The organism is Terrabacter tumescens (genome assembly GCF_014646815.1).
Taxonomy (GTDB): domain Bacteria; phylum Actinomycetota; class Actinomycetes; order Actinomycetales; family Dermatophilaceae; genus Terrabacter; species Terrabacter tumescens.
Genome location: NZ_BMNZ01000003.1, coordinates 530,054 through 542,299, shown reverse-complemented (window position 1 = coordinate 542,299; position 12,246 = coordinate 530,054). Strand labels below are relative to the sequence as shown.

Genomic DNA, 12,246 nt, shown 5'->3' with positions numbered 1-12,246 from the left:
GCGCGCATCGACGCGCTGGGTCGATCATCCCGCTCAGAAGCCGCTCGGCTCGCGCGGGGTGTAGGGCGCCTCGAGCGCGGCGACCTCGTCGTCGGTCAGGTGCACGTCGAGCGCGGCGACGGCGTCCGCGAGGTGGTGCTCCTTCGTCGGCCCGACGATCGGGGCGCTGACGACGGGGTTGCGCAGCACCCAGGCGAGGGCCACCTGCGCCATCGGGACGCCCCGGGCCCCGGCCACCTGTTCGACCGCGTCGGCCACCGGCTTGTCGCGGTCGCTGAACAGGGTCCGGCCGAACTCGTCGCTGCCGGTGCGCGTCGTCTCGGTGCCCCACGGACGGGCGAGACGACCCCGGGCCAGGGGGCTCCACGGCATCGCGCCGACGCCCTGGTCCGCGAGGAGCCCGAACATCTCGCGCTCCTCCTCGCGCTGCATGAGGCTGTACTGGTCCTGCATGGAGACGAAGCGCGTCCAGCCGCCGAGGTCGGCGGCGTGCTGCATCGTCGCGAACTGCCACGCCCACATCGACGAGGCGCCGATGTAGCGCGCCTTGCCCGCTCGCACGACGTCGTGCAGCGCCTCCATCGTCTCCTCGACCGGCGTCTCGGGGTCGAAGCGGTGGATCTGGTAGAGGTCGACGTAGTCGGTGCCCAGGCGCGCCAGCGATGCATCGACCTGCTCGAGGATCGCCTTGCGGGACAGGCCTGCTCCGCCCGGACCGTCATGCATGCGACCGTGCACCTTCGTCGCCAGCACGACGTCCTCGCGGCGCGTGTAGGCCTTGATGGCGCGGCCGACGATCTCCTCCGAGGAGCCCGCGCTGTAGACGTTGGCGGTGTCCCAGAAGGTGATGCCGAGCTCGACGGCCTGACGGAAGAGCGGCTCGCTCGCGGCCTCGTCGAGCGACCAGGCGTGGTTGCCGCGGCTGCTGTCGCCGAAGCTCATGCAGCCGAGGGCGATCCGGCTGACCTGCAGTCCCGACCGTCCGAGGCGGGTGTACTCCATGGTGGGTGTCCTTCCGGCTGCTGGCTGTGGGTGCTGCAGCCCGCACCAGCGAGCCGAAGGCTCCATACCCGACGACGGGCGGACGGCTCTCGCGCACCCTCGACGGCGATGCGTAGGTTGTGGTCATGGCGACCACCCCGACACGCACGCTCCAGGACGGCACGACCCTGCCCGCCACCGGCTTCGGCACGTACCCGCTCACGGGCGAGGACGGCATACGCGCCATGGTGTCGGCGCTCGAGGCCGGCTACCGGCTGCTCGACACGGCCGTGAACTACGGCAACGAGCAGGAGGTCGGGGAGGCGATCCGGCGCTCCGGGGTGCCCCGCGAGGAGATCGTCGTGCAGACGAAGGTGCCCGGCCGGGACCACGCGTTCGACCGGGCCGTCGCCTCGGTCGAGGGCTCCCTGGAGAGGCTCGGGCTCGAGCAGGTCGACGTCGCCCTCATCCACTGGCCCAACCCGAGCGTCGGGCTCTACGTCGACGCCTACCGCGCCCTCGTCGAGTGCCGCGAGCGCGGGCTCGTGCGCTCCGTCGGCGTCAGCAACTTCACCGAGAAGCACCTCGCCGACGTCATCGAGGCGACCGGTGTGACGCCCGTGCTCAACCAGGTCGAGCTGCACCCGCTCTTCCCCCAGGAGCAGCTGCGCGCAGCCCACGAGCGACTCGGCATCCTCACCGAGGCGTGGAGCCCGCTCGGCAAGCGCAACGCGCCCTTCGGCGCGGACCCCGTCGCCGCCGCGGCGCAGGCGCACGGCGTCACGCCCGCCCAGGCGATCCTGCGCTGGCACGTGCAGCTCGGCGTCGTGCCGCTGCCCAAGTCGTCCGACCCCGAGCGCCAGCGCGCCAACCTCGACGTCTTCGGCTTCGAGCTGAGCCCCGACGAGGTCGCCGCGATCAGCGCGCTCGGGCGCCCCGACGGGCGCCTCTTCGGCGGCGACCCCGACACCCACGAGGAGATGTGACGCGTCACGACAGGTGACGCGCGGCGTCGGTGAGTGGGCGGGCCGCTAGGCCAGGAAGCTGCGCACCGCCGCGAGCTGGTCGACCTCGAGCCGGAACCACGCCCAGCTGCCTCGGCGCTCGCGGGTGAGGATGCCGGCCTCGACGAGGGTCTTGAGATGGTGGCTGACGGTCGGCTGCGACACCTGCACGGCGTCGGTCATGTCGCACACGCACGCCTCCGCGCCGGGGGAGGCGCTGATGATGCTGAGCAGCTGGAGGCGGACGGGGTCGGCGAGCGCCTTGAGCAGGGCCGCGCGCCGGTCGGCCTCGGCGCGTTCCAGGACTTCAACGGGAGTGCTGCCGCAGGCGGACACCTTCTGCGGGGTGGTGCTCAGCGTGGTGACACCCACGGTCCGTCCTCCGTCCGGCTGCATCGACGACAGTCCATATTGACACACGCCGATGCGACTGCCAACGTTGAAGTATCGACCAGCGTCGATGCAGTTCGACATGAAGATGCCCGTCGCTCGAAGGACACCGGTGACCCACCCGACCAGCCCATCCCTCACGTCGAGGTCGTCCGGTCACGATCCGGTCGCCGCGAGGCTCTCGACACTCGACCGCTTCCTGCCGGTGTGGATCGGCCTGGCGATGCTGGCGGGCCTGCTCCTCGGCCGACTGGTCCCCGTCCTCGGCGACGCGCTCTCGCGGGTCGAGGTCGACGGCGTCTCCCTGCCCATCGCGCTCGGGCTGCTCGTCATGATGTATCCCGTCCTCGCCAAGGTGCGCTACGACCGGCTCGACTCCGTGACCGGCGACAAGCGCCTGCTCGTGGGCTCGCTCGTGCTCAACTGGCTCATCGGACCGGCGCTGATGTTCGCCGTCGCATGGATCTTCCTGCCCGACCTGCCGGCCTACCGCACCGGCCTCATCATCGTCGGACTGGCACGGTGCATCGCCATGGTCATCATCTGGAACGACCTCGCGTGCGGTGACCGCGAGGCCGCCGCGGTGCTCGTGGCGCTCAACTCGATCTTCCAGGTCGTCGCCTTCGCCGGTCTCGGCTGGTTCTACCTCTCGGTCCTGCCCGGGTGGCTCGGCCTCGAGCAGACCGGCATCGACGCGTCCACGTGGGACATCGCCCGGTCCGTCCTCGTCTTCCTCGGCATCCCGCTGCTGGCCGGGTTCCTGTCCCGCCGCGTGGGTGAGCGGACGCGTGGGCGCGACTGGTACGAGACGAAGTTCATCCCGAAGGTCGGCCCGTGGGCGCTCTACGGACTGCTCTTCACCATCGTCATCCTCTTCGCCCTGCAGGGTGAGGCCATCACGTCCCGGCCCCTCGACGTCGCCCGCATCGCCCTGCCGCTGCTCGTCTACTTCGCGGTGATGTGGGGCGGCGGGTTCGGGCTGGGTGCCGCGATCGGCCTCGGCTACGAGCGCACGACCACCCTCGCCTTCACGGCGGCCGGCAACAACTTCGAGCTGGCGATCGCCGTCGCGATCGCGACCTTCGGCGCGGCCTCCGGTCAGGCCCTGGCGGGCGTCGTCGGACCCCTCATCGAGGTGCCCGCGCTCGTGGCCCTCGTCTACGTCAGCCTCGCGCTGCGCCGGCGCTTCAGGGCTGCCGAGGCCAGGCTCTGATGCCAGCCCTGCCCTTCCTCGACGACCTGCCGCGGTTCCTCTTCTTCACCGGCAAGGGTGGGGTCGGCAAGACGTCCCTGGCCTGCGCCACCGCTGTGCAGCTCGCCGGGCAGGGCAGGCGGATCCTGCTGACGAGCACCGACCCCGCCTCGAACGTCGGGCAGGTCTTCGGGGTCACCGTCGGCAACACGATCACCCCGGTTCCGACCGTTCCCGGCCTCGACGCTTTGGAGATCGACCCGCAGCAGGCGGCCGACGCGTACCGCGCCACGATCATCGACCCGGTGCGCGACCTCCTGCCGGCGGACGAGGTCTCGGCGATGACCGAGCAGCTGTCCGGGGCGTGCACGACGGAGATCGCCTCCTTCAACGAGTTCACGTCGCTCCTGGCCGACGAGTCCGCGACAGCGGCCTACGACCACGTCCTGTTCGACACCGCACCCACGGGCCACACCGTGCGCCTGCTCCGGCTGCCGGGGGAGTGGACCTCCTACCTCTCCGACGGCAAGGGCGACGTGTCGTGCCTCGGGCCGGTGGCGGGCCTCGACCGGCTGCGCCACGACTACGCCGGCGCGCTGGCAGCGCTGCCCGACCCGACGCGCACCCGGCTGGTCCTCGTGACTCGCCCGCAGCCGTCCTCCCTGCGAGAGGCCGCCACCACGTATGGGGAGCTGCGCGACCTGGGCATGACGAACGCCCACCTCGTCGTCAACGGCCTCATGCCGGAGTATGCCGTCACCAGCACTCCCATGGACGAGCTGGCCCACGCGGTCCGTTCGCGTGAGGAGGCCGCCCTCGCGGCCGTCCCGGCCGCCGTGGCCGCGCTGCCCCGGGCCGTCCTGCCGCTGCTGCCCTTCAACACCGTCGGTGTGCCCGCCCTCCGGTCGCTGCTCGAGCCCGACGTCGCGTCACGCCAGACGCCGATCGCCGAGATCGCAACGCTGCCAACCGGTTTCACCGGTCTGCCTCATCTGGTCGACCAGCTCGAGGCCGACGGTCCGGGGCTCGTCATGTGCATGGGGAAGGGCGGGGTCGGCAAGACGACGGTCGCTGCCGCGGTCGCCCTCGAGCTCGCCTCCCGAGGCCATGAGGTGCTGCTGACCACGACCGACCCGGCGGCGCACCTGGACGAGACGCTGCTGGCCGACGTCCCGCACCTCACCGTCGAGCGCATCGACCCCCGGGCGGCGATCGAGGGGTATCGCGAGCGGGTCATGGCAGGCAAGGGGAAGGACCTCGACGAGGCCGGCCGGGCCGTCCTCGCCGAAGACCTCAAGTCGCCCTGCACCGACGAGGTGGCCGTCTTCCAGCAGTTCTCCCACGTCGTCTTCAGGGCCCGCAAGCAGTTCGTCGTGCTCGACACCGCCCCCACCGGGCACACCCTGCTCCTGCTCGACGCCACCGGCTCCTACCACCGCGAGATCACCCGTCAGATGAGCGAGGGGGCCCACTTCGTCACCCCGCTCATGCGGCTGCAGGACCCGACCCGCACCAAGGTCCTCGTCGTCACCCTTCCCGAGACGACCCCCGTGCTCGAGGCGGAGGAGCTGCAGGACGACCTGGCCCGAGCCGGGATCACCCCCTGGGCGTGGGTCGTCAACGGCAGCCTCACCGCGGCTGCGCCCCGCTCGCCGTTCCTGCGGGCGCGCGCCCGCGCCGAGGCCGACGCCCTCGGGCAGATCTCCACGCTCTGCCGTCGCGTGGCCGTCCTGCCCCTGCTGGCTCACGAGCCCGTCGGGGTCGCAGCGCTGTCCGAGCTCACGCGCCCCGCCGCGAACCCATTCCTGCCCACGTCGAGGAGCCACCCATGACCGACCGAACCGCCCAGCCCTCCGTCCTGTTCGTCTGCGTCCACAACGCCGGCCGCTCCCAGATGGCCGCCGCCTACCTCGCCCATCTCTCGGGTGGCGCCGTCGAGGTCCGCTCCGCAGGGTCGGCGCCCGCCGACCAGGTCAACCCGTCGGCCGTCGCCGCCATGGCCGAGGAGGACATCGACATCACCGCAGAGACGCCCAAGATCCTCACCACCGACGCGGTCCGGGAGTCGGACGTCGTCATCACCATGGGCTGCGGCGACACCTGCCCGATCTTCCCGGGCAAGCGCTACGAGGACTGGGAGCTCGCGGACCCCGCCGGCAAGGGTGTCGAGGCCGTGCGCCCCATCCGCGACGAGATCCGGCAGCGGGTGCTCGGCCTGCTCGAGTCCCTCGACGTCACGCCCGTCGACGCCTGACCGGGACCCGGCGGAGGCCGCCACGTGGGGCCGTCCCGCGGGAGACTGGCTCATGGCCACGTCCGCGTCGACCGGCAGGCAGGGCATCCACGAGGAGCTGGAGAGGGTGCGGGCCGACTTCGCGCTGCTCGTCGCCGCTGCGGGGGCGGCGGACCTGCGTCGACGCAGCGACGGCACCCGCTGGACCAACGGCCAGCTGCTGTGGCACATGGCGTTCGGCTTCCTCGTCGTGCAGCGGCTGCTCCCGCTCGTGAGGATCTTCGGGCGACTGCCCGACGGGTTCGGCAGGGCCTTCGCGGCGCTGCTCGACGCTGCCACCCGGCCGTTCCACCTCGTCAACTACCTCGGGTCCGTCGGCGGCGCACTCGTCTTCCACGGTCCGCGACTCACCCGCCGGCTCGACCGCACCATCGCTCGGCTGCACCGTCGGCTGGACGCAGAGTCGGACCGGGCACTCGGTCGCACCATGCACTTCCCGGTCGGCTGGGACCCCTTCTTCGAGCCCACGATGACGCTGGCCGAGGTGTACGCCTACGGCTGCCGGCACTACGACTTCCACCGCACCCAGCTGACGCTCCGGGGGTAGCCGGCCGGCTCAGGCCCGGACCGGGGCCAGCAGGTCGGCCATCACCGCGAGTGCCGAGGGCGCCAGCCGGTAGTAGACCCAGCTGCCCCGGCGCTCGGACTCCAGCAGTCCGGCCTCCCGCAGCTTCTTGAGGTGGTGCGAGACCGTGGGCTGCGAGACGCCGACGTCCTGGATGTCGCAGACACAGGCCTCCCCGCCCTCGGACGACGCGACCTTCGAGAAGAGCCGCAGACGCACCGGGTCGCCCAGGGCCTTGAACATGGCGGCCACCCGCTCGGCATCCGCCTCGCCGATCGGCGCACGGGCGAGAGGCGCGCAGCAGGATGTCTCGATGACGTCGAGGACGGGCAACGGCTTTGACATATACCTATGTTGACATCTGTCTATGTCAGCCGCAACATGGCCATGTCGGCATCGACAACCATCGAAACAACGATGTGCTGTGCCGCCACCCCACCGCAGACCGACCCGGAGGCAGTCCCGTGACCCGCGCGACCCACGCAAGCACTGAAGCACCCACCGGCGCGAGCACCGACTCTGGCGCGAGCGCGTCGCACCAGCCCGTCGTGCCCGACCTGCCCCTCGGGACCGTCGCCGTCATCGGCGCCGGCCCGGTCGGTCTGGCCGCCGCGGCCCACCTGCTCGAGCGCGGGCTCGACCCCGTCGTGCTCGAGCGCGGGGAGCGGGCTGCCACCTCCGTCAGGTCCTGGGGGCACGTGCGGCTCTTCTCCCGGTGGTCCGAGCTCATCGACCCGGCGGCTCGGCGGCTGCTGGCCGGCCGAGGTTGGACCGATCCCGACCCGACCCGCTACCCGACCGGCCGCGAGTGGGTGCAGGACTACCTCCAGCCGCTGGCCGACGCCCTCGCCGACCGCGTCCGCTACGGCGCCACCGTGACCGGCGTGGCGCGCCGGGGCCGGGACCGCGTCGTCGACTCCGGCCGCGAGGAGCAGCCGTTCACGGTCCACGTGGACCGCAGCGACGGCAGCACGGCTCGCCTCGTCGCCGGGGCCGTCGTCGACGCCTCCGGCACCTGGACGGGCCCGAACCCGCTCGGCAGCGACGGCTACCCGGCCGACGGGGAGCGCGAGCCCGCCGTCGCGGCACATCTGTCCCACCGCGTCCCGGACGTCGATGCGGCAAGCGACGTCACGCGTTTCGGCGGCCGGCGCACGGCTGTCGTCGGGTCAGGTCATTCGGCCCTGACCGCACTCGTCGCCCTCGCCACCCTCGCCCAGGAGGTGCCCGGCACCAAGGCCGTGTGGGTCCTGCGACGCGGGGGTGTCGGCAACGCATACGGCGGCGGTGACGCGGACCAGCTCGCGGCCCGTGGCGCCCTCGGACTCCGCGCCCGCGACGCCGTGTCGGCGGGACTCGTCGAGGTCGTCACCGGATTCCGCACCCAGGCCGTCGAGAGCGAGGACACCGGCACGGTGGCGCTCGTGGCCGAGGACGGCCGACGTGTCGAGGGGCTCGACGAGGTCATCGGCCTCACCGGCTTCCGCCCCGACCACTCGATCATGTCGGAGCTGCGGCTGCGCCTCGACGCCCGGCTCGAGGCGCCGGTCGGCCTTGCCCCGCTCATCGACCCCAACGTCCACTCGTGCGGCACCGTCTACCCGCACGGCGCGAGCGAGCTCGCCCACGAGGAGCAGGGTGTCTACGTCGTCGGCATGAAGGCATACGGCCGCGCGCCGACGTTCCTCGCCCTGACCGGCTACGAGCAGGTCCGCTCGGTGGCCGCAGCCCTGGCCGGCGACATCGAGGCCGCCTCCCGCGTCGAGCTCACCCTCCCCGAGACCGGGGTCTGCGGAGGAGCAGGTCTCTTCGACGCCCCCGGCGCCCCCGACGCCACGAAGGCCGACGCCGCGGAGGCCGGTGGCTGCTGCGCGCCCGCGGTGCCGCAGCTGGTCCACCTCGGCGCGCCGTCGGGCGGCGGCGCGGCGTGCGGACCCGCCGGATGCTGACGCCGCTCCACGGCGACAAGCCGACCGCACCGGCCACGCGTTGACGACTCCGTGGCGCCACCCGAGGGTCCCTGCCTCCCCGGCCGCCGTGGCCAGCATCCGGACGCCCCGAGCCGGAAGCGCCTGAAAACGCGCCGGGGTGACCGCGCGACGCTACGGTGAAATCGGGTCGAGCGGCCGGTCACCTCGGAGGCACCGCGGAGGACGGCGGTCGAGCGCTCGTCCCGGACGTGTCGCAGCCGTGCCCCTCCCGAAAGTGCACCGTGATGACCCTCGCAGCGTCGTTGTCCCGCACCAGCCGTTCGACGGCACCCGCTCACTGGCGCAGGAGACCGCCCGGGGTCGGCGGAGGGGCGCTGACGACCGTGGACTCGGGGGCCGTCAGCACGACCGGAGATCGAGCCGACCGGACCGGTGACCGGACCGGGGCTCGCCCGACAGGGGTCGGGCGCGCCGCGACCCGCACGTCACCCAAGCACCGGGTGCCCGGGCTCACGGGACGCACGGTGCGCCGCAGCACGATCCGGGCGCCCGCGCCCCTGATCTCGGCCACCGACCGTGGTGCCGGGACGATGGTGCTCGTCGCCGGCTCCGTGGGCACCGGCAAGACGACCTTGCTCGCCGACTGGGCCGGCGAGCTGGAGCGGCGCGGCGACCTGATCGCCTGGGCCTCGCTCGACCGCGAGGACAACGACCCGCAGGTCATGGCCGAGACCCTCCTCGGCGCCGTCCGGGCGGCGGCCCTCCCGACCGCGCCGTGGCTCGCGGACGAGCCTGACCAGTCGGCTGTGGGCGCGGTCGGCCAGGCCCTCGTGACCCGGTTGCTCGAGATCGCAGCCACCGCTGCGCGGCACGTCTGGGTCGTCCTCGACGACCTGCACCTCGTGCGGGACCCGCGCTGCCTCGACCTCGTCGAGCTGCTCGTCCGATGGGCGCCGGCGCACCTGCACGTCATCATCGGGACCCGCTCCGACCCCGGGCTGCACCTGGCCCGGCTGCGCCTCGAGGAGCGGCTCGTCGAGGTGCGGGAGCACGACCTCCGATTCTCCCTCGACGACACCCGGGAGCTGCTCTCGCGGCACGACCTGCAGCTCGAGGACCATCAGGTGCGCCGCCTCCAGGAGCTCACCGAGGGCTGGGCCGCGGGTGTCGCGCTCGCCGCGGTGTCGCTCGCGCGGGGGCGGGACGTCGACGAGTTCCTGGGGGAGTTCGCGCGCAGCGACCGGGCCATGTCCGGCTACCTCGTCGAGGAGGTGCTCGCGAGCCTCGATGCGGCGACGCGCGACTTCCTGCTGTCCACCTCGGTCCTCGAGGACCTCACGGCCGACCTCGGTGCGGCGGTGACGGGTCGGGACGACGCCGGCGCGCTCCTCGACGCGCTCTCGGCCGACAACGCGATGGTGACCGTCGACCGGGTCGGCACGCCGACGTACCGCTACCACGTGCTCCTGCGCAGCTACCTCGGCGCGATGCTCGAGGCGGGCAGCGTCCGCGGGGCTCGTGAGGTCCACGCCCGCGCCGCCCAGTGGTACGCCGCCCACGACGTCCCCGGGCAGGCGCTGCGTCACGCGGAGGCCGCGGGCGACCTCGACCTCATGAGCGACGTCATCCACCAGCACGCGCTGCACCTCCTGCTCGACGGACGTGCCTCCGAGGTCGAGGCGGCGGTGCGCACCGTCCGCACCGATGACCCCGTCATGACGGCCGTCGCGGCGCTGGCCAGCCTCGACCTCTCCGACCCGGAGGCGGCGCGTCGCCAGCTCGCGTCGCTCGTGACCGGACCCGGGTCCTGGTTCACCGAGCCGGAGCCCAACGATCTGACCGGCGAGCTCACCGACGACCTTGACGTCGACCCGTCGGCGCTGCCGCTCGAGCGGCTCCTGTCGGTCGGGCTGCGCTGGCTCGCCTTCGTGGGGAAGGACACTGTCGGACACCCCGACGGCGACGCGACGGACTCGGCCACGGACTCGGCCACGGACTCGGGCCCGACGAGCGCCGATCGGCTCGCCAAAGGCCTTGCGGCGGAGCTGAACTCGACCTACAGCACCTGGTCCGAGGGTCATCCCGTCCCTGACCGCGCAGCGCTGCGTGCGCTCGCCGACGACGTGCGCCCCGACGCCTCCTCGCGGGCGCACGGGCCCGGGCACGGGCTGGCGGTCGGTCGGGTGCCCCACGCCGAGGCCGACCTCATGCTGCTCGACCAGCTGACGAGCGGCGACGTCCTCCTCGGCTCCGGACGCTTCGGCGAGGCGAGGGCGGCCTACGCGTCGGCGCTCTCGACGGCGCGGGCGGCCGGCCACCAGCTGCCGGCACTGCAGGCGATGGTGGGTATGGCCTCCGTGGCCGCTGCCCGTGAGGACCTCGCCGAGATGTCTACGTGGTCCGAGCGCGTGCTCGTCGAGTCCCAGGCCACGCCATGGGCCGGGTCGCCCCGGCTGCTACCGGCCCAGGTCCTCGCCGGATGGGCCGCCTTCAACGTGCTCGACGACGCGACCGCCCGCGGTCGCAACGAGGCCGCACTGGAGCTGCTGGGCGTGGTCCTGTCGATGATGCAGGAGCAGGCCCGGGGCGGCGCCGAGGCAGGTGCGCCCGCGGGCGAGATGTCGACGGCAGCGCGCGGGCTCGAGCAGCTGGCACGCCTGGCCCGCATGCTCGAGGCCAACCTCGACCTCATCGAGGGAGCCGGCCAGCCCGGCGTGCGGCAGGACGTCGTGGACCGGGTCATGGCCGGTGCCCGCGGCGTGGGGGAGGTCTCGATGACCTCCGTGCTCGCCGTGGGGGAGCTCTCCCGTGCCCACCGCGTCGTCCTGCTCGCGGGCTTCCCGCGTCTCGCCCGCGAGGTCGAGCAGCTCTGCGAGGGGCTTCCCGGCGCGGCCGCCGAGGTCGCGACGATGGCGGCGGTCCGTCATCTTCGCGCGGGAGAGGACTCCGCGGCCCGGGCGGCCGTGGCTCCCGTGCTGGCGTCCGGCCTGCCCACCGACCTGCCCACCGACCCGAGCCCGGACCTGAAAGCGGACCCGGCCGCCGACCCGGCCCACCGCCCTGTCGAGGACTCCGTCAAGGCCCAGGGCGACGCGGCGGCCGCGCTCCCCGAGAGGCCGCGCCTGCGGGTCGCGGTCACCGCGCACCTCGTCGCTGCTGTCGTGGCCCACCGCAACGCCCAGCCGACCGTCGCCCACGAGGAGCTCGTCGCGGCGCTGACCCTCGCGGCGCCCGAGCGCGCCCTGCGGATGGTCCTCGAGGTCGCTCCCGAGGTCGCCGACGTGCTCGCGGCCGGCGCTGGTCGCTTCGGAGAGCTGGAGCCCTTCGTCGGTGAGCTCAACGTGCAGGCACGTGCTCTCGCGGACCTTCCCGCGGAGCCGCTGCTCGACGTCGCCCTGAGCGCGCGCGAGCTGAGCCTGCTCCGCGAGCTGCCGTCCCTGCTCACCGTGGCCGAGATCGCGCAGGCCCGGGCGGTCAGCCGCAACACGGTCAAGACCCAGCTCCGCTCGCTCTTCCAGAAGCTCGGGGTGGGCTCACGGCGTGACGCCGTGGCCGCCGCGCGGCGTCTGGGCCTGCTGTAGGGCGACGCTCACCCGCCCGGGGTGACGTCGCGCTGCACGCGGCGCGGCACGATCGATCCAGGAGCTTTCGGCATCGGATCGACCCGTGGAGGGGGCAGCGTGCGCTACGAGTTCATCCTGGTCGAGCACATCCCCGACGTCGCCCGCTCGGCCTTCCCCGAGCTCGAGGAGTCGACCGTCGCGATCGGCACCACCGGGTCGGTCATGTACGGCGACGTCATCGACGCCCCGCACCTGCACGGCATCCTCGACCGCTTCCAGGACCTCGGCTTCACGCTGCTCGAGCTGCGCCGGCTCCCGGACTGACAG

General features: G+C 73.0%; 11 protein-coding genes. 8 read left to right on the top strand and 3 right to left on the bottom strand.

The window, feature by feature from the left end; translation table 11 throughout:
* Nucleotides 1–33 precede the first annotated feature (33 nt).
* Nucleotides 34–1,002 carry an aldo/keto reductase gene (locus IEY30_RS09930; protein ID WP_030193883.1) on the bottom strand — a complete coding sequence of 323 codons (969 nt, stop codon included), beginning with the start codon at nucleotides 1,000–1,002 and terminating at the stop codon, nucleotides 34–36.
* Nucleotides 1,003–1,127: 125 nt separating this feature from the next.
* On the opposite strand from IEY30_RS09930, the gene IEY30_RS09925 reads away from it, so the two are divergent.
* A complete protein-coding gene (locus IEY30_RS09925; RefSeq protein ID WP_030193885.1) occupies nucleotides 1,128–1,967 on the top strand; it encodes an aldo/keto reductase in 840 nt (279 codons plus the stop codon).
* Nucleotides 1,968–2,012: 45 nt separating this feature from the next.
* Here the strand turns inward: IEY30_RS09925 and IEY30_RS09920 are convergent, their stop codons facing one another.
* A complete protein-coding gene (locus IEY30_RS09920; RefSeq protein ID WP_030193892.1) occupies nucleotides 2,013–2,357 on the bottom strand; it encodes an ArsR/SmtB family transcription factor in 345 nt (114 codons plus the stop codon).
* Between the two features lie 130 nt (nucleotides 2,358–2,487).
* Here IEY30_RS09920 and arsB point away from each other — a divergent pair, with 130 nt between their 5' ends.
* From arsB to IEY30_RS09900, 4 genes are read left to right on the top strand one after another with little or no spacing between them, the layout of a single operon-like run.
* The gene (arsB, locus tag IEY30_RS09915; protein WP_030193899.1) at nucleotides 2,488–3,588 is read left to right on the top strand and encodes an ACR3 family arsenite efflux transporter; all 1,101 of its coding nucleotides are present in this window, start codon (nucleotides 2,488–2,490) and stop codon (nucleotides 3,586–3,588) included.
* On the top strand, nucleotides 3,588–5,399 hold the full coding sequence (gene arsA / locus IEY30_RS09910) for an arsenical pump-driving ATPase (RefSeq protein ID WP_030193903.1): 1,812 nt from the start codon (nucleotides 3,588–3,590) through the stop codon (nucleotides 5,397–5,399). The genes arsB and arsA overlap by 1 nt, the downstream gene beginning before the upstream one ends.
* Nucleotides 5,396–5,821 (top strand): arsenate reductase ArsC, encoded by a 426-nt coding sequence (locus IEY30_RS09905; RefSeq protein WP_030193905.1) that lies wholly within the window; start codon nucleotides 5,396–5,398, stop codon nucleotides 5,819–5,821. Before arsA ends, IEY30_RS09905 begins: the two co-directional genes overlap by 4 nt.
* A gap of 52 nt (nucleotides 5,822–5,873) precedes the next feature.
* On the top strand, nucleotides 5,874–6,407 hold the full coding sequence (locus tag IEY30_RS09900) for a DinB family protein (RefSeq protein ID WP_030193908.1): 534 nt from the start codon (nucleotides 5,874–5,876) through the stop codon (nucleotides 6,405–6,407).
* A 9-nt stretch (nucleotides 6,408–6,416) separates the two neighbouring features.
* On the opposite strand, the gene IEY30_RS09895 is transcribed toward IEY30_RS09900, so the two are convergent.
* Nucleotides 6,417–6,770 (bottom strand): ArsR/SmtB family transcription factor, encoded by a 354-nt coding sequence (locus IEY30_RS09895; protein ID WP_030193911.1) that lies wholly within the window; start codon nucleotides 6,768–6,770, stop codon nucleotides 6,417–6,419.
* A 203-nt stretch (nucleotides 6,771–6,973) separates the two neighbouring features.
* Here IEY30_RS09895 and IEY30_RS09890 point away from each other — a divergent pair, with 203 nt between their 5' ends.
* The 3 genes from IEY30_RS09890 (at nucleotide 6,974) to IEY30_RS09880 (ending at nucleotide 12,243) form a co-directional block, all read left to right on the top strand.
* Nucleotides 6,974–8,374, top strand: coding sequence for an FAD-dependent oxidoreductase (locus tag IEY30_RS09890; RefSeq protein ID WP_030193915.1), 1,401 nt, complete (start codon nucleotides 6,974–6,976; stop codon nucleotides 8,372–8,374).
* A gap of 506 nt (nucleotides 8,375–8,880) precedes the next feature.
* The gene (locus tag IEY30_RS09885; RefSeq protein WP_162180980.1) at nucleotides 8,881–11,937 is read left to right on the top strand and encodes a winged helix-turn-helix domain-containing protein; all 3,057 of its coding nucleotides are present in this window, start codon (nucleotides 8,881–8,883) and stop codon (nucleotides 11,935–11,937) included.
* Between the two features lie 99 nt (nucleotides 11,938–12,036).
* On the top strand, nucleotides 12,037–12,243 hold the full coding sequence (locus IEY30_RS09880; RefSeq protein WP_030193921.1) for a DUF8691 family protein: 207 nt from the start codon (nucleotides 12,037–12,039) through the stop codon (nucleotides 12,241–12,243).
* Nucleotides 12,244–12,246 lie beyond the last annotated feature (3 nt).

Coding starts and splice junctions, on each gene's coding strand:
- arsA (WP_030193903.1), top strand. CDS start 3,588: ATGCCAGCCCTGCCCTTCCTCGACGACCTGCCGCGGTTCCTCTTCTTC.
- IEY30_RS09905 (WP_030193905.1), top strand. CDS start 5,396: ATGACCGACCGAACCGCCCAGCCCTCCGTCCTGTTCGTCTGCGTCCAC.
- IEY30_RS09930 (WP_030193883.1), bottom strand. CDS start 1,002: ATGGAGTACACCCGCCTCGGACGGTCGGGACTGCAGGTCAGCCGGATC.
- IEY30_RS09900 (WP_030193908.1), top strand. CDS start 5,874: ATGGCCACGTCCGCGTCGACCGGCAGGCAGGGCATCCACGAGGAGCTG.
- IEY30_RS09925 (WP_030193885.1), top strand. CDS start 1,128: ATGGCGACCACCCCGACACGCACGCTCCAGGACGGCACGACCCTGCCC.
- IEY30_RS09895 (WP_030193911.1), bottom strand. CDS start 6,770: ATGTCAAAGCCGTTGCCCGTCCTCGACGTCATCGAGACATCCTGCTGC.